Below are 17410 nucleotides of genomic sequence, written 5' to 3'. Positions count from 1 at the left end.
AACCCCCCGCCTTGCGGCGGACCGCCCTCTATCACCCGTGGCGGCCGGTTCCCTATCAGGAGTATTGCAATGCCCCAGGTCACCATGCGTCAGATGCTGGAAGCCGGCGTCCATTTCGGCCACCAGACCCGTTACTGGAACCCCAAGATGGGCCAGTACATCTTCGGCGCCCGCGGCAAGATCCACATCATCAACCTGGAAAAGACCGTTCCGCTCTTCAATGACGCGATGAACTTCATTTCCAGCGTCGCGCAGAAGCGCGGCACCATCCTGTTCCTGGGCACCAAGCGCAGCGCCCGCGAGTCGATCCGCGAAGAAGCCGAGCGTTGCGGCATGCCGTTCATGAACCAGCGTTGGCTGGGCGGCACCCTGACCAACTTCCGTACCGTGAAGCAGTCGGTTGCCCGCCTGAAGGAACTGGAAGCCGGCGAAACCGACGGCACCTTCGACAAGCTGGTCAAGCACGAAGTGCTGGGCCTGCGTCGCGAGCGTGACAAGCTGGAAGCCTCGCTGGGCGGCATCAAGGAAATGAACCGCCTGCCGGACGCGATCTTCGTCATCGACATCGGCCACGAAGACATCGCCATCAAGGAAGCCAAGAAGCTCGGCATCCCGGTGATCGCTGTCGTCGACACCAACTACAACCCGGAACTGGTCGATTACGCGATCCCGGGCAACGACGACGCCATCCGTGCCGTGCAGCTGTACGCCCGCGCTGCTGCCGACGCCGTGCTGGAAGGCAAGGCTGCCGCTCCGCACGCTGCCACCGTCCGTGAAGAAGAGTTCGCCGACGCCCCGGCTGCCGAAGAAGCCAAGCCGGCCCGCCGCGCTCCGGCCAAGAAGGCTGCTGCCGACAAGGGCGAAGCCCAGGCCTGATCCAGGCCCGCGGTGGGCGCCTGGCGTCCACCGCTCCTGTCCGCTGCCACTGGCGCGATGACAGGATGCTGTCACATGGGCCGGCCACGATGCCGGCCCAACCCCTTTCTTTCGTGAGGAATTCCCGTGGAAATCACTGCTTCCCTGGTCAAGGAACTGCGCGAGCGCACTGGCGCCGGCATGATGGAGTGCAAGAAGGCACTTACCGAAAACGGCGGCGACATCGACGCTTCGGCCGAGTGGCTGCGCAAGTCGGGCCTGGCCAAGGCCGACAAGAAGGCTGACCGCGTTGCTGCCGAAGGCATCATCGTGTCGGCACAGGACGGCAACAAGGCCGTGCTGGTCGAAATCAACTCCGAAACCGACTTCGTCGCCAAGGACAGCAACTTCCTGGACTTCGCCAAGGCCGTTGCCTCGGTCGCGCTGAGCTCGGGCGCTGCCGACATCGATGCGCTGAAGGCCGCCAAGCTGCCGTCGGGCGAAACCGTCGAAGAATCCCGCGCTGCGGTCATTGCCAAGGTCGGCGAAAAGGTCGACGTGCGTCGCATCGTCCGCCTGGAATCGTCGAACAACGTCGCGGCCTACGTGCACGGCGGCCGCATCGGCGTGCTGGTTGAACTGGCCGGCGGCGACGCCGAGCTGGCGCGTGGCCTGGCCATGCATGTGGCTGCCATGAACCCGCCGCACAACAAGGCTGCCGACGTGCCGGCCGAGTTCGTTGCCAAGGAAAAGGAAATCGAACTGGCCAAGATGTCCGACAAGGACAAGTCCAAGCCGGCCGACATCCTCGAGAAGATCATCAGCGGCAAGATCGCCAAGATCGTCAACGAAGTCACCCTGTACGGCCAGCCGTACGTGCTGAACACCGACCAGTCCGTCGAGCAGGTGGTCAAGGCCGCCGGCGCCGACGTGATCGGCTTCAAGCGCCTGGCTGTTGGCGAAGGCATCGAGAAGGTGGTGGAAGACTACGCCGCCGAAGTGATGAAGCAGGCCGGCCTGGCCTGATCCATCGCCTCAAGCGATGACACGAAAAAGCCCGGCGCAAGCCGGGCTTTTTTTGTGGCCAGCGACCCTCAGCCCTTCGCCTGGAACGAAACTTCCTCATACGGCTGCACCACCACCCAGCCTTCGCCGGCGAAGCGCAGCTGCAGGGTTTCGCCCGAACCGCGCCCGACCAGCGTACCCAGCGAAATGTCGGTGACGATCTCGGGCGTCAACGAGCCCGACCAGGCCACCGTTGCGTTCGGGTCGGTGAACACCGGGCCACCCTGCGCCGTCACCGGCAGCGTCAGCGGCTCGTAATGCGAGGTGATCGCCACGATCCCGTGCCCACTCAGTCGCATGTTGAACAGCCCGCCCGAAAGCATGCCTGCCACCTTGCGCATCATGGTGATCCTGGACTCGATGCCCGTCTCAAAGGCCAGCACATCGTTGCCGTTGACGAAAATCGACTCGCCCGCCAGCCGCAGCAGCGTGACCTGCTTGCCCGCATCGGCCAGGTAGGCCCGCCCCTGCCCCTCGATCTTCATCAGCTGCAGCCCCTCACCGCTTACCATTTTCTTCAGCAGCGTGCCCAGCCCCTGCTCCAGCAACCCCTGGCGGGTGAACTTCACCGCCCCCTTGCGCGCCACCATCGAACCGGCCTTGGCCCAGACCATGCCGTTCACCCGTATCTCCAGCATGTGCGGGCTCTCAAGCTCGAATGCATCCGCACTGACATCTTTTTCGTGCGTGCTGGCGAGGAATTCCTGAAGCGACTTTACGGCCATGGGGTCCATCCTTTTTCATTGGAGGCCGCATGGTACCCGCGCCACCCACCGCATTGCAGCAGCGGACGCCACTCGTGCCACTCCCCCATCCGCCAGCGGATGTGGTACCAAAGAGCTCATTGCCCCACCGCCGCACGATCTGCCCGTTGGTTTTGCATCGAAAGGCACCTCGACCCCCACCTGTCGCAGGCAACATTTCCCACAACGCAAGCACCAACACTCAAATCTGTGACGCACACCATGTATTCTTGCCACATCACCTCAGTATTTCCGCCATGCCTCCCGAGCTGACAGCCGCCCTGGCGCTCTGCCGCAACCTGCCCTCGCCGCCCGGTATTGCCCTGCGCATCATCGAACTGGCGCAGGACCCGGAAACCGACATCACCACGGCCGCCGACGTCATCGCCATCGACATGGCGCTGAGCGCGCGCATGCTGCGCATTGCCAATTCGCCGCTGTATGCCAGCCGCCGCCGGATCGAGAACCTCGGCCAGGCACTGACCATGCTGGGGCTCAACGCCACCGTCAGCCTCGCCCTGGGCTTCACCGTCACCCAGGACCTGACCGCCCCCGGCCAGGGCCAGGACGTGCGCGAGCGCGCCTGGCGGCGCAGCATCCTCAGCGCGCTGGCGGCCAGCCTGCTCGGCCAGGCCCGCGGCCTGCGCAAGGCCGAAGAACTGATGCTGGCCGGCCTGCTGCAGGACATCGGCGTGCTCGTGCTGGCCCAGAGCGAGCCCGAGCGCTACCTGCCGCTGCTGCGCCAGGCCCGCGACAACGAGGCCCTGATCGCCCTCGAACGTGAGCACCTGGACTGCACCCATGCCGAGGTGGGCGCGTGGATGGCCGAACAGTGGGATCTGCCGCGCTACCTGGTGGACGCCATCGCCCGCAGCGAATCGCCGGCCGCGGCCGAGGACAACTTCCAGGCCTGCGTGGCCCTGTCCGGCGCGGTTGCCGACATCTGGCTCAGCGCCGACGCCGATGCTGCCCGCGAACATGCCCTGCAGCAGGTCAACGAGACCCTCAAGCTGGACAGCGCGCAGTTCGACCAGGTGCTGGCCCGGATCGGCGAAGCCCTGCCCGAGATCAGCGCCCTGTTCGAGACCACGCTGATTTCGCCTGCGCGCGTGCAGCAGCTGATCGACCATGCCCAGGAGCTGGCGACGCTGCGCAACCTGCGCGAAATGCAGGATGCCGCCCTGGCCCGCCAGCGCGCCGACGAATTCGAGGCACGCGCCAACCGGTTGGCCGAACAGGCCCACCGCGACGCCCTGACCGGCGTGCTCAACCGCCGCCAGCTCGAGGCCGTGCTGGAACAGGAGTTCCTGCGCGCCACCCGGCACGGCTGGCCGCTGTCGGTGGCCTTCATCGACCTGGACGATTTCAAGAAGATCAACGACGCCCACGGCCACCTGCTCGGTGACCAGGTGCTGCGCGAGTTCGCCACCCAGCTGCAGGAACACCTGCGCAACAGCGATACCGTGGCCCGCTTCGGCGGCGAGGAATTCATCGCCCTGCTGCCCAACACCACCGAGCTGGTGGCGCTGGACGTGGTGCGCCGGGTGCTGGCCAGCATCGTCAACACCCCCATGGCCGAGGTGGCCGACGGCCCGCTGTTCGTCACCTTCTCCGCCGGCGTGGCCACCCAGGGCGGCTATGAGCGTTTCGCCGATGTTCAGGACCTGCTGAAGGCCGCCGACGACGTGCTGTACCGTTCCAAGAACCTGGGGCGCAACCGCGTGATTGCGCGTTCACCGGGGACCGCCACGGCCTGAATGGAGTCAGGAAGCGGCGATCCACCGCCGTGGCAGGGCTGCGCCGCAGTGCAGCAGATTTTCCACGCCGAGTGCCGCCGCATCCAGTAGAATTCCCGCGTTTTCCACGCATCCAGAGGCCACCATGTCCAATCTTTCCTATCGCCGCATCCTGCTGAAAGTTTCCGGGGAGGCACTGATGGGGGATGAGGACTACGGCATCGACCCCAAGGTCATCAACCGCCTGGCGCGCGAAGTGATCGAAGCCCAGCAGGCCGGTGCCGAAGTGGCGCTGGTCATCGGCGGCGGCAACATCTTCCGCGGCGCCGGCCTGGCCGCCGGCGGCATGGACCGCGTCACCGGCGACCAGATGGGCATGCTGGCCACCGTGATCAACGCGCTGGCCATGCAGGACGCGCTGGAGAAGCTGGGCGCCAAGGCCCGGGTGATGAGCGCCATCAAGATCAACGACGTGTGCGAGGACTACATCCGCCGCCGCGCCATCCGGCACCTGGAAAAGGGCCGCCTGGTGATCTTCGCCGCCGGCGTCGGCAGCCCGTTCTTCACCACCGATTCCGGTGCCGCGCTGCGCGCCATCGAGATCGGCGCGGACCTGCTGCTCAAGGCCACCAAGGTCGACGGCGTGTACGACAAGGACCCCAACAAGCACAGCGATGCGGTCCGCTTCGACAGCCTGACCTACGACGAAGTGATCCGCCGTGGCCTGGAAGTGATGGACACCGCCGCCTTCGCCCTCGCCCGCGACAGCGACCTGCCGCTGCGCGTGTTCGACATGGGCCAGCCGGGCGAACTGCTGAAGATCCTGCACGGCGAGAACATCGGCACCCTGGTGCGCGGCCGCGACGCCACCTGACCGGCGCGCCGGCCACGGCCGGCACCCGCCCGTTCAGCGCGGACCTTGGTTCACCCCATTTCGCCTATAATCGCCCGATTCCCAGTGACACCCAGGATTCGGGCGATGCTCAACGAAATCAAGCAGGACGCGCAGACGCGCATGGCAAAGAGCATCGATGCTCTGAAGCAAACCCTGACCTCCATCCGCACCGGCCGTGCTTCGCCGGCCCTGCTGGACCGGATCACGGTCAAGGCCTACGGCACCGACACGCCGCTCAACCAGGTCGCCTCGATCAGCGTCTCCGAAGGCCACTCGCTGGTCATCACCCTGTTCGACAAGGGCATGATCAAGGACGTGGAAAAGGCGATCTACGCCTCCGACCTCGGCCTGACCCCCAACGTGGCCGGCACCGTCATCCGCCTGAACCTGCCGCCGCCGACCGAAGAGCGTCGCCGCGAGCTTGGCAAGCAGGTGCAGAAGGAAGGCGAAGGCGCCAAGATCGCCATCCGCAACATCCGCCAGGATGCAAACAAGGCCATCGCCGCCCTGCTGAAGGACAAGTCGATCAGCGAAGACGACAAGAAGCGCGGCGAAGACGACATCCAGAAGCTGACCGACAAGTCCATCAAGGACGTCGACAGTGTGGTTGCCGAAAAGGAAAAGGAACTGATGGCGGTCTGAGCATGACCCAGGCCCCGACCAGCAGCTCCACCGCCGCCGTGCCCCGCCACGTTGCCATCATCATGGATGGCAACGGACGCTGGGCGCAGAAGCGCCGTCGTCCGCGCGTGATCGGCCATCGGGCCGGCGCGCGCGCGGTCAACCGCACCATCGATTTCTGCCTGGAGCGTGGCATCGCCGCGCTCACGCTGTTCGCCTTCTCCAGCGAAAACTGGGGCCGGCCGAGCGACGAAGTCGACGCACTGATGAAGCTGTTCCTCAATGCACTGGACCGCGAGGTGGATGAACTCCACCGCCGCGGCGTGCGCGTGCGCTTCATCGGCGAACGCGAGCGCTTCGGTGCCGGGCTGGTCAGCCGCATGCAGCTGGCCGAGCAACGCACCGCCGGCAATACCGCCATGACCCTGAGCATCGCTGCCAGCTACGGTGGCCGGCAGGACATCGCCAGGGCCGCACGCGAACTGGCCGCCGAGGTCGCGGCCGGGCGCCTGCTGCCCGAACAGATCGACGAAGCGCTGCTGGGCAGCCGCGTCGCCCTGGCCGACCTGCCGCCCCCGGATCTGTTCATCCGCACCGGTGGCGACACCCGCGTCAGCAATTTCCTGCTGTGGCAGCTGGCCTATACCGAACTGTGGTTCACCGAGGTGCTGTGGCCCGAGTTCGACGCCGCCATCCTGCAGCAGGCGCTCGACGCCTACGCTGCACGTGAACGCCGCTTCGGCCTGACCAGCGCCCAGATCGCCGCCCTGGCCACCGAGACGTCCACCCCATGACCAAAACCCGAGTCATCGCCGCGCTGATCATGGCGCCGGTCGCCATCGCCGCGATCCTGCTGCTGCCCACCCAGTGGCTGGCCGCCGCCGCCGCCGCCGTGTTCCTGATCGGCCTGTGGGAATGGCTGAAGCTGGCCGACGTCGAAGACACCCTGGCCCGCACCGTGCTGCTGGTGCTGAACCTGGTGCTGATGGTGCTCATCGTGTGGGCCGACGCCGGCACGCTGGTGCTGTACCAGATCGCCGCACTGGTGGGCATCGGCTGGTGGCTGCTGGCCCTGCTGTGGCTGCGCTTCTTCACCTTCGGCGCCGAGCCCGGCAGCCCGGCGCGGTCGCTCAAACTGCTGGCCGGCACCCTCGCCATCGTGCCCGCCTGGGCCTCGCTGGTGCTGATCCACGCCAGCGGCGACAAGGGCCACCTGTGGCTGCTGACCGCGCTGGCCGTGGTCTGGGCCGCCGATTCCGGCGCCTACTTTGCCGGCCGCACCCTGGGCCGCACCAAGCTGGCCCCGCGCATCAGCCCCAACAAGACCTGGGAAGGGCTGGGCGGCGGCATGCTGGCCGGCCTGCTGGTGGCCCTGGTGTTCGGCTGGATCGCCGGGGTCGCGCCTGGGCACGTGCTCGGCCTGGTCATCACCACGGTGGTCGCCGTGTTCGCCTCGGTACTCGGCGACCTGTACGAAAGCCTGCTCAAGCGCCATGCCGGCGCCAAGGACTCGGGCCACATCATTCCGGGCCACGGCGGCGTGCTGGACCGCATCGACGGCGTGCTGGCCGCGCTGCCGGTGTTCGCGCTGGGCAAGGAAGTCTTCGGATTCTGAGCATGCAGAGCACTACCGCCCCCCGCCGGGTCGCCGTGTTCGGTGCCACCGGCTCGATCGGCGCATCCGCGCTGGACGTGATCGCGCGCCACCCGGACCGCTACCGCGCCACCGTGCTGGCCGCCGGCACCCAGGTGCAGGCGCTGGTCGCGCTGTGCGCGCTCCACCGGCCCGCGCATGCGGTGATCGCCAGCGAAGCGCTGTATGCGGATCTGCGCGATGGCCTGCGCGCCGCCGGCCTGGACACCCAGGCGCATGCGGGCGCCGCCGCGCTGGACCAGCTGGCCGCCAGCGACGCATGCGACACCCTGGTCGCCGCCATCGTCGGCGCGGCCGGCCTGTCCTCGACCCTGGCCGCCGCCGGCGCTGGCAAGCGGATCCTGCTGGCCAACAAGGAATCGCTGGTCCTGGCCGGCGAGCTGCTGATGCAGCGCGCCACCGCCGCCGGGGCCGAGATCATCCCGATCGACAGCGAACACAGCGCCATCTTCCAGTGCCTGCGTTCGCGCGACGCCAGCCTGGACCAGGCCGGCGTGCGCAGGATCCTGCTCACCGCCTCCGGCGGCCCCTTCCGCGGGCGCAGCCGGGCCGAGCTGGCCGAAGTCACCCCGGCCCAGGCAGTTGCCCACCCGAAGTGGTCGATGGGCCCGAAGATCTCGGTGGATTCGGCGACGTTGATGAACAAAGGGCTGGAGGTCATCGAGGCCCACCACCTGTTCAACATCCCCGGCGAGCGCATCGACGTGCTGGTGCACCCGCAGAGCCTGGTGCATTCGCTGGTCGAATTCGTCGACGGCTCCACCCTCGCCCAGATGGGCCTGCCGGACATGCGCACCACCCTGGCGGTGGGCCTGGGCTGGCCGCACCGGATCGAATCCGGGGTGGGCGGGCTGGACCTGCTGAGCCAGGGACGGCTGGATTTCGAGGCCCCCGACACCGACGCCTTCCCCTGTCTGGGCCTGGCCTGGCAGGCGATGGCCGCCGGCGGCACTGCCCCGGCAGTACTCAATGCGGCCAATGAAGTAGCTGTTTCAGCGTTTCTTCAGGGGCGGATCGCTTTCCTAGCCATTCCAGGGCTGGTGGCTAACGCTCTTTCAACACTGCCTTCCGCGTCCGCCGATACACTGGAGGGCCTGCTGGCCGCCGACCAGCACGCCCGCCAGATCACCCAAGCCGCCATCGACCACGCCTGAATGCCCCTCCCGCTCCTTTCCCGCGACGTCCACCATGGGTGAATTCATCGGCTCCGTCTGGTGGATGATCGTCAGCCTTGGCCTGCTGGTGACGTTCCATGAGTTCGGCCACTACTGGGTCGCGCGGCGCTGTGGCGTGAAGGTGCTGCGCTTCTCGGTCGGCTTCGGCAAACCGCTGTGGATGCGCCGCAACCGCAACGGCACCGAATTCGCCATCGCCGCCATTCCACTGGGCGGCTATGTGAAGATGCTCGACGAGCGCGAGGTCGAGGTACATCCGGCCGAACGCGGCCTCGCCTTCAACCACAAGAGCGTCTGGCAGCGCATCGCGATCGTGGCGGCAGGCCCGATCGCCAACCTGGTGCTGTGCGTGGCCCTGCTGTGGGCCATGTTCGTACTGGGCAAGCAGGATTATTCGGCCACCATCGGCCGCACCACCGGCATGGCCCAGGTGGCCGGGCTGCAGGCCGGTGACCGCGTGCTGAGCGTGGATGACCGCAGCGTGGTCACCGCTGGCCAGGCCGCCATGGCCCTGACCACCGCCGCCATGGACCGCCACGATGCGAAGGTGGAGGTGGTCGATGCGCAGGAGCAGGTGCGCACCCGCACCCTGCCGCTGTCGCAGCTGCCGGCCGGCTTCGATGAGCGCTGGGTGGCCTCGCTGGCCGGCCTGACCTGGCAGTTCCACCTGCAGCCGGCACTGGTCGAACAGGTGCTGCCCGATTCCGCCGCCCAGGGCGTGCTGTTGCCGGGCGACCTGGTGGTGGCCGTGGATGGCCAGCGCATCGATGCGGCCGACCAGGTCTCACCGGCCATCCTCGCGCTGGGCAAGCGCGGCGGCCCGGGCATGATCGAGGTGCTGCGCAACGGCGACCGGCTGGCGCTGGAAGTCACCCCGCGCCAGGGCAAGGACGGCCGCGGCCAGCCCACGTGGCAGATCGGCATCGGCTTCCCGCAGGCCAGCGCGCCGGCCTATGACACCACCCTGCAGTACGGCCCGTTGGCGGCCATCCCGGCAGCGCTGCGCGAAACCGCGCGCGCGGCGGGCGATTCGCTCGGCATGATGCGCCGCATCGTGACCGGCAACGCCTCGCTGCAGAACGTTTCCGGCCCGGTCACCATCGCCCGGGTGGCCAACCAGACCGCCCAGCGCGGCCTTGATTGGTTCCTCTGGTTCCTGGCCGTACTCTCGCTCAGCCTGTGCATCATCAACCTGTTGCCCATCCCCATCTTGGACGGCGGGCACCTGCTGTATTACCTTATCGAGTTGGTCAAGGGCAGCCCGCTCAGCGAGCGTGCCATGGCGGCGGGCCAGTACATCGGCCTGGCCATGCTGGCCGGACTGATGGGACTGGCGTTCTACAACGACATCCTCGGTCTGTTCCCGCGATGAACTTTTACCCTTTTGTCGTCGTCTTATGCGCCGGCATCCCGCAACATCGTATTCGACTCCAACCGGACGTGACATGACGCGACTCCCCAATCGCCGCCTGCTTGCCCTCGCACTCGCCGCCGGTTTCGGCGCGCCCGCCCTGGCCCAGGCAGCCGAGCCCTTCACCGTCAGCGACATCCGTGTCGATGGTCTGCAGCGCATCACCTCCGGTACCGTGTTCACCTACCTGCCGGTGGAACGTGGCGAGACCCTGACCGACAACAAGGTCGGCGAGTCGATCCGTGCCCTGTACAAGACCGGCTTCTTCGAGGACGTCCAGCTTGAGCGGCAGGGCGACATCCTGGTGGTCACGGTCAAGGAACGCCCGGCGATCAACAAGCTGACCGTCACCGGCAACAAGGACATCAAGAGCGACCAGCTGCTCAAGGGTCTGAGCGACATCGGCCTGAGCGAAGGCGGCACCTTCGATCGCCTGAGCCTGGACCGGGTGACCCAGGAACTGCGCCGCCAGTACAACGACCGTGGCAAATACAACGTCGAGATCACCCCGACCGTCAGCCCGCTGGACCGCAACCGCGTGGACATCACCATTGCGATCAAGGAAGGCAAGGCCGCCAAGATCCAGCACGTGAACCTGGTCGGCACCGAGAAGTTCGAGTCCAAGGACATCCTGGAAACCTGGGAATCCAAGGAGCACAACTGGGCGTCGTGGTATCGCCGCGACGACCAGTACTCCAAGGAAAAGCTGTCCGGCGACCTGGAAAAGCTCAACGCCTGGTACCTGGACCGCGGCTACGTGGACTTCAGCATCGATTCCACCCAGGTCTCGATCAGCCCCGACAAGCGCGACATGTTCATCACCGCCGGCGTGACCGAAGGTGAGCAGTACAAGATCTCCGAGATCAAGGTCACCGGCGACACCATCCTTCCGCAGGAAGACGTGGAGCGCATGCTGATCCAGAAGTCCGGCGATACGTTCTCGCGCGCCCTGCTGGAATTCAGCTCGGACGCCATCACCAATTCGCTGTCCAACATCGGTTACGCGTTCGCCAAGGTGAACCCGATCCCGACCAGCAACCGCGCCGAACGCACCGTGGCGATCAACATGCAGGTCGTGCCGGGCCCCCGCGTGGGCGTGCGCCGCATCGTGTTCAAGGGCAACACCCGCACCTCCGATGAAGTGCTGCGTCGTGAAATGCGCCAGTTCGAGAACAGCTGGTACTCGCAGGCCGCGATCGACCGTTCCAAGATCCGCCTGCAGCGCCTGGGCTACTTCGAATCGGTGGATGTCGAAACGCCGCCGGTCACCGGCAGCAACGACCAGGTCGACGTGGTCTACAACGTCAAGGAAACCACGTCGGGCAGCTTCGTGTTCGGCCTGGGCTATTCGCAGTCCTACGGCATGACCACCTCGGTGCAGCTGTCGCAGAACAACTTCCTGGGCGGCGGCAACCGCGTGTCGGTCGAAGCGTCGCGCAGCAGCTACCTGCAGCGTTACGGCTTCTCCTACACCAACCCGTACTTCACCGATGACGGCGTGTCGCTGGGCTACAACCTGTCCTGGCGCGAGCTGGATTACTCCGACTTCAACACCGCGCAGTACAACAGCACCAACGGTGCGGCGCAGGTGGTGTTCGGCGTGCCGATCACCGAGAACGACACCGTCTCGCTGATGGTGGGCATCGACAGCAACCAGATCACCACCTACCAGGGTGCGACGCCGCAGGCGATCATCGATTACATCGATGCCATCGGCCAGCGCACGTTCCACTCCTGGCGCACGGAGCTCGGCTGGGCGCGCGACACCCGCAACGATTACTTCATGCCCACCCGCGGCATGTACCAGCGCGTGGGCCTGGAAACGACCCTGCCGGGTTCGACGGTCGAGTACTACAAGCTGAACTACCAGGTCTCCAAGTACTGGCCGATCATCCCGTCGCTGGTCATCAATACCCGCGCCGAGGTCGGCTACGGCGACTCCTACGGCAACGATGTCACCCGCGTGATCACCAACCCGGATGGCACCACCCGCACCGTGACCGCGTCGGGCCTGCCGTTCTTCGAAAACTTCTACGCCGGCGGTACCAACTCGGTGCGCGGTTTCGAAGACAACACCCTTGGCCCGCGCTCGGAGCCGACCGCTTCGTACAACCGTGGCCAGCCGCTGGGTGGTTCGCTGAAAACCGTGGGCTCGGTCGAAGCCTACTTCCCGCGCCTGTTCGACAGCCCGTCGGCCCGCGTCTCGGCGTTCTTCGACGTCGGCAACGTGTACAACGGCGTGGACAACTTCAAGGCCAACGAACTGCGTGCCTCGGCCGGTGTCGCCCTGCTGTGGCGCGCCCCGGTCGGCCCGATCTCGATCAGCTACGCCTTCCCGCTCAAGAAGGAAGACGGCGACGAAATCGAACGCCTGCAGTTCACGTTCGGTGGCCAGTTCTAAACCCACCGATCGCACACGAAAACGCCGGGCATTGCCCGGCGTTTTTGTTTGTGGGGCTTGGCCGCTCTTGATCACCGTTGGCCACCGACACACCGTCAGAGGGCCGGCGGGTGCGGGGGTACGGGGGTTCACGGCGCCCCCCGTACCCCCGCACCCGCCGGCCCTGCGCGCGAACCCGGCAGCCCACAGGCTGTTCGCCTGAATCCAACCGCCATCAGGGCGCCGCCCCATGAACACCCCCGAACATGACCGAAGTCACGCCACACGGTAAACTCCCGGCGTGAACACTCCTACCTATACCGCCCAGCAACTCGCCGAGCAGTTTGGCCTGCAGGTCCATGGTGATGGCAGCACCGCCATCCGTGGCGTGGCCACGCTCGCCCATGCCGGCCCTGGCCAGCTGACCTTCCTGGCCAACCCGCGCTACCGCGCCCAGCTGGCCGACAGCCAGGCCGGGATCGTGGTGCTGCGCGCCGACGATGCCGACGCCGCGCCCGGTACCGCGCTGATCGCCAAGGATCCTTACACCACCTTCGCCAAGATCGGCGCGCTGTTCGACATCGCCCCGACCCGGCCGCCGGGCATCCACCCCAGCGCCGTCATCGATCCCGAGGCCCAGGTCGCCGCCAGCGCCCACATCGGCCCGTTCGTCACCATCGGCGCGCGCAGCGTGATCGGCGAGAACTGCATCATCGGCGCCGGCAGCATCATCGGCGAAGACTGCAGCCTGGACAGCGGCTGCGAACTGATCGCCCGCGTCACCCTGGTCACCCGCGTCCGCATCGGCAAGCGCGTGCGCATCCATCCCGGCGCCGTGCTCGGCGCCGATGGCTTCGGCCTGGCGATGGACGCCGGCAGCTGGATCAAAGTGCCCCAGCTGGGTGGCGTACGCATCGGCGACGACTGCGAGATCGGCGCCAATACCTGCGTCGACCGCGGCGCCCTCGAAGATACCGTGCTCGACAACGACGTGCGCCTGGACAACCTCGTCCAGATCGCCCACAACGTCCAGATCGGCGCCCACTCGGCCATCGCCGGCTGCACCGGCATTGCCGGCAGCGCCAAGATCGGCCGTTACTGCCTGCTCGGCGGCGCCGTCGGCGTCGTCGGCCACCTCGAGATCTGCGACAAGGTGGTGATCACCGGCAAGTCCGTGGTGCGCAACTCCATTACCGAACCGGGCGAATACTCGTCCGGGACCCCGTTGACCGACAATCGCACGTGGCGCAAGAACGCCGCGCGCTTCAAGCAGCTCGATGCCCTGGCCCGTCGCATCCTGTCTGTGAGCAAGGAGAAGGAATGAGCCACGAACAGAAGCTGCCGGACATCACCCAGATCCAGGCGTTGATCCCGCACCGTTACCCCTTCCTGCTGGTCGACAAGGTCGTCGCGATCGATTACGAGAAGCGCACCATCGTTGCCACCAAGAACGTCAGCATCAACGAACCGTTCTTCCAGGGCCACTTCCCCAGCCAGCCGATCATGCCCGGCGTGCTGATCATCGAAGCCATGGCCCAGGCCGGCGGCGTGCTGACCCAGCTCACCCTGGGCCGCGATGCGCAGTCCAAGCTGTTCTACATGGTCAAGGTGGACAAGGCCCGCTTCAGCAAGCAGGTGGTGCCCGGCGACGTGCTGGAAATGCATGTCGAGATCAAGCGCGTGATCCGCAACATGGCGGTGTACGATTGCGTGGCCAAGGTCGACGGCGAGATCGTCGCCTGCGCCGAAGTACTCTGCGCCGGCACCCGCGAATGAACGGGCCGCTCATCCACCCCACCGCGGTCATCGACCCGTCGGCGAAACTGGCGGCGGATGTACGTATCGGTGCGTTCTGCCTGATCGGTGCCGATGTCGAGATCGGCGAAGGCACCGAAGTCGGCCCGCACTGCTCGATCCACGGCCCGACCCGGATCGGCCGCAACAACCGCTTCATCGGCCACGTTGCCGTGGGCGGCGAACCGCAGGACAAGAAGTACGCCGGCGAGCGCACCGAACTGGTGATCGGCGATGACAACGTGTTCCGCGAGTTCGTCACCCTCAACCGCGGTACCGGCGGCGGCGGTGGCGTCACCACCATCGGCAACGGCAACTGGATGCTGGCCTACACGCACGTGGCGCACGACTGCCACGTCGGCAACCAGTGCGTGTTCTCCAACAACACCACCCTGGCCGGCCACGTGACCGTGGGCGACTACGTGATCATCAGCGGTTTCGCCGGTGCCCACCAGTTCTGCCGGATCGGTGCGCACGCCTTCCTGGGCATGGGTGCACTGACCAATGGCGACGTGCCACCGTTCACCATGGTCGGCAGCGATTCGCTGGGCCGCCCGCGCGGCATCAACAGCGAAGGCCTCAAGCGCCGCGGCTTCGATGCCGAGCGCATCGCCAGCATCAAACGCGCCTACCGCACGTTGTACGTGGCCGGCCTGCCGCTGGCCGAAGCGAAGGTGCAGCTGGCCGAACAGGCCACGCACAGCGCCGACGTCAAGGACATGCTGGACTTCATCGAACACGCCGAGAGGCCCCTGCTGCGATGACGGCGCCGGGCTCTTCGCGACCGCTGCGGATTGCGCTGGTTGCCGGTGAAGCCTCCGGCGACCTGCTTGGCGCCGGCCTGGTGCGCGAACTGCAGCAGCGGTTCCCGGACGCCGAGTTCGCCGGAATTGGCGGCGATGCGATGCGCAGCGCCGGCTGCCTGACCTGGTTCGATGCCAGCGAGCTGGCGGTGATGGGCCTGACCGAAATCCTGCGCCACCTGCCGCGCCTGCTGAAGCTGCGCAGTGAGTTTCGTGCGCGGGTGCTGGAGTGGCAGCCGGACGTGTTCATCGGCATCGACGCCCCGGACTTCAACCTGGGCGTGGAGCGCTGGCTGAAAGAGCGCGGCATCACTACGGTGCACTACGTCAGCCCGTCGGTCTGGGCGTGGCGCGAGAAGCGTGCGGAGAAGATCGGCGCCAGCGCCGACCTGGTGCTGTGCCTGTTCCCGATGGAACCGCCCATCTATGCCCGCCATGGCATCGACGCGCGCTTCGTCGGCCACCCGATGGCCGATGACATCCCGCTGCACAGCGACCGCGAAGCGGCCCGCGTGGCCTTGGGCCTGCCGGTCAACGCCAAGGTGCTGGCCGTGCTGCCGGGCAGCCGGCTGGGCGAGATCAGCAAGCTGGGCGGCGCGTTCTTCGAAGCGGCCTGGCAGGTATCCGAACGCATTCCGGGCCTGCACGTGGTGGTGCCGGCAGCCAACCCGGCCTGCCGGGCACTGATCCAGGAGCAGCTGTCGCGCTCGGCGCTGCCGGTGGCCTACTCACACCTGCTGGACGGCCAGGCACGCACGGCGATGATCGCCGCCGACGTGGTGGTACTCGCCTCGGGCACGGCCACGCTGGAAACGATGCTGGTGAAGCGGCCGATGGTGGTGGGTTACCGCGTGGCGGAGCTGACCTACCGGATCGTGAAGGCGCTCGGCCTGATCAAGGTGGACCGCTTCGCGCTGCCGAACATCCTGGCCGGCAAGGACCTGGCACCGGAGCTGATCCAGCACGACTGCGTGCCGGACAAGCTGGCCGAGGCGATCATGCAGTGGTTCGATCAGCCGCAACGCGCCATCGAGATCCAGGACACGTACGAAAAGCTGCACCTGCAGTTGCGCCAGGACGCGTCGGCGCGCGCGGCCGACGCGGTGGCGGAACTGCTGGCACGCAAGCCGCGCGGGAACGCGCCGGCATGAGCCGCCGCCACGCTGCGGCGGCCTCGCTGGCGCTGTTCGACGGGGCGGCGCTGGCGACGGTCGCGCCGCGCTATGTGGCGGGGGTGGACGAAGCCGGTCGCGGGCCGCTGGCCGGCCCGGTGGCGGTAGCGGCGGTGGTGTTCTGCCCGGACCGCCCGCGTCTGAACGGGCTGGACGATTCCAAGCAGCTCACGGCGATCCGCCGCGACCAGCTGTTCGACAGGATCCAGCAGCGTGCGCTGGCCTTCCACGTGGTGATGGTGGACGTGACGGAGATCGACACGCTCAACATCTACCAGGCCACGATGCTGGGCATGCGCCGGGCGGTCGAGGCGGTCGCGCACGTAGCGCAGTTCGCGCGCATCGACGGCAACGTGGTACCCAAGGGCCTGCCCTGCCCCGCGCAGGCGCTGGTCGGAGGCGACGCGCTCGACCGCGCGATCATGGCGGCCTCGATCCTGGCCAAGGTCAGCCGCGACCGCTACATGCTCCAGCTGCACGAGCAGCACCCCGAATACGGTTTCGACCAGCACAAGGGCTACGGCACCCCGGCCCACCTCGCCGCCCTGCGCACCCACGGCCCCTGCCCCCACCACCGCCGCAGCTTCGCGCCCGTGCGTGATTGCCTGGACAGCGCGTTGGCTGCCGCTGTCTGACGCAACAGCAACAGCAACAGCAACAGCCAAAGCCAAAGCCAAAGCAAAAGCGGCACTTCCGGGTTCGGCTGGCTTGGGCGGCGGGTGTGGGTTTGCGGGACACGCTGCAAGTACGTCCATGTAAGCTCGTTCGCGCCATCCATGGCGCTCTACGGTCCCGCAAACCCACCCCCGCCGCCCTTTGACAGTTGGCAGTTACCCAACGGAAATCAAAAGCCCGGCCTTTGCTCCTGCTCTTCCGTGCGAGCCGACCTTCCGTTGGGGGCGGCGGCGGGGGCAGGGGTACGGGACCTTTCCTTGCAACATGGATGTTGCAAGAGAGCCCCCAGGGATGGGTTTACGGCGCGTCCCGTACCCCTGCCCCCGCCGCCGCCCCAGCCGATAGCCCAACCGCCCAAGCGCTTTGGCTTTGGCTTCCGCCTTAACCCAATCCCCTGTCAAGCCTTGTTCCGCTTGCCCCGCGCGGCTACC

The 17410-nt window shown here is 66.9% G+C and carries 16 protein-coding genes; 15 read left to right on the top strand and 1 reads right to left on the bottom strand.

The genetic code is table 11. The annotated features are described in order from the left end of the window. The first annotated feature begins 69 nt into the window (after positions 1-69). On the top strand, positions 70-876 hold the full coding sequence (gene rpsB / locus AC06E7_RS17815) for a 30S ribosomal protein S2 (RefSeq protein ID WP_068850494.1): 807 nt from the start codon (positions 70-72) through the stop codon (positions 874-876). 126 nt (positions 877-1002) lie between these two features. Next, the gene (tsf, locus tag AC06E7_RS17810) at positions 1003-1881 is read left to right on the top strand and encodes a translation elongation factor Ts (RefSeq protein ID WP_068850491.1); all 879 of its coding nucleotides are present in this window, start codon (positions 1003-1005) and stop codon (positions 1879-1881) included. 68 nt (positions 1882-1949) lie between these two features. Here the strand turns inward: tsf and AC06E7_RS17805 are convergent, their stop codons facing one another. Next, positions 1950-2645 carry an AIM24 family protein gene (locus AC06E7_RS17805; protein ID WP_093533170.1) on the bottom strand — a complete coding sequence of 232 codons (696 nt, stop codon included), beginning with the start codon at positions 2643-2645 and terminating at the stop codon, positions 1950-1952. Positions 2646-2920: 275 nt separating this feature from the next. Between AC06E7_RS17805 and AC06E7_RS17800 the strand changes: the two genes are divergently transcribed. From AC06E7_RS17800 to AC06E7_RS17740, 13 genes are all read left to right on the top strand, one after another. Next, a complete protein-coding gene (locus AC06E7_RS17800) occupies positions 2921-4420 on the top strand; it encodes a GGDEF domain-containing protein (RefSeq protein WP_068850486.1) in 1500 nt (499 codons plus the stop codon). A gap of 124 nt (positions 4421-4544) precedes the next feature. Then, a complete protein-coding gene (gene pyrH, locus AC06E7_RS17795; protein ID WP_068850483.1) occupies positions 4545-5273 on the top strand; it encodes a UMP kinase in 729 nt (242 codons plus the stop codon). A gap of 105 nt (positions 5274-5378) precedes the next feature. Then, positions 5379-5936, top strand: coding sequence for a ribosome recycling factor (gene frr, locus AC06E7_RS17790; protein ID WP_068850481.1), 558 nt, complete (start codon positions 5379-5381; stop codon positions 5934-5936). Between the two features lie 2 nt (positions 5937-5938). Continuing rightward, on the top strand, positions 5939-6709 hold the full coding sequence (gene uppS / locus AC06E7_RS17785) for a polyprenyl diphosphate synthase (protein ID WP_068850479.1): 771 nt from the start codon (positions 5939-5941) through the stop codon (positions 6707-6709). After that, on the top strand, positions 6706-7530 hold the full coding sequence (locus AC06E7_RS17780) for a phosphatidate cytidylyltransferase (RefSeq protein ID WP_478065489.1): 825 nt from the start codon (positions 6706-6708) through the stop codon (positions 7528-7530). The genes uppS and AC06E7_RS17780 overlap by 4 nt, the downstream gene beginning before the upstream one ends. Positions 7531-7532: 2 nt before the next feature. Further along, positions 7533-8723, top strand: a complete 1191-nt coding sequence (locus tag AC06E7_RS17775; RefSeq protein ID WP_217537305.1) for a 1-deoxy-D-xylulose-5-phosphate reductoisomerase — start codon at positions 7533-7535, stop codon at positions 8721-8723. A gap of 34 nt (positions 8724-8757) precedes the next feature. Then, positions 8758-10116, top strand: coding sequence for an RIP metalloprotease RseP (rseP, locus tag AC06E7_RS17770; RefSeq protein WP_068850469.1), 1359 nt, complete (start codon positions 8758-8760; stop codon positions 10114-10116). A 73-nt stretch (positions 10117-10189) separates the two neighbouring features. Next, positions 10190-12556, top strand: a complete 2367-nt coding sequence (bamA, locus tag AC06E7_RS17765) for an outer membrane protein assembly factor BamA (protein ID WP_068850466.1) — start codon at positions 10190-10192, stop codon at positions 12554-12556. A gap of 280 nt (positions 12557-12836) precedes the next feature. Further along, the gene (gene lpxD, locus AC06E7_RS17760; RefSeq protein ID WP_093533166.1) at positions 12837-13859 is read left to right on the top strand and encodes a UDP-3-O-(3-hydroxymyristoyl)glucosamine N-acyltransferase; all 1023 of its coding nucleotides are present in this window, start codon (positions 12837-12839) and stop codon (positions 13857-13859) included. Then, positions 13856-14311: a 3-hydroxyacyl-ACP dehydratase FabZ gene (gene fabZ, locus AC06E7_RS17755; RefSeq protein ID WP_068850460.1), complete on the top strand. Its 456-nt coding sequence runs from the start codon at positions 13856-13858 to the stop codon at positions 14309-14311. The genes lpxD and fabZ overlap by 4 nt, the downstream gene beginning before the upstream one ends. Beyond that, positions 14308-15093: an acyl-ACP--UDP-N-acetylglucosamine O-acyltransferase gene (gene lpxA / locus AC06E7_RS17750; RefSeq protein WP_093533164.1), complete on the top strand. Its 786-nt coding sequence runs from the start codon at positions 14308-14310 to the stop codon at positions 15091-15093. The genes fabZ and lpxA overlap by 4 nt, the downstream gene beginning before the upstream one ends. Further along, a complete protein-coding gene (lpxB, locus tag AC06E7_RS17745) occupies positions 15090-16283 on the top strand; it encodes a lipid-A-disaccharide synthase (protein ID WP_068850454.1) in 1194 nt (397 codons plus the stop codon). Before lpxA ends, lpxB begins: the two co-directional genes overlap by 4 nt. Then, positions 16280-16939, top strand: coding sequence for a ribonuclease HII (locus AC06E7_RS17740; RefSeq protein ID WP_210131479.1), 660 nt, complete (start codon positions 16280-16282; stop codon positions 16937-16939). Before lpxB ends, AC06E7_RS17740 begins: the two co-directional genes overlap by 4 nt. The last annotated feature ends 471 nt before the right edge of the window (positions 16940-17410 follow it).

The organism is Stenotrophomonas sp. Steno-Z4 (genome assembly GCF_056393145.1).
Note: the sequence above shows the minus strand (reverse complement) of the source record. Positions and strands in the feature narration are given on the sequence as shown.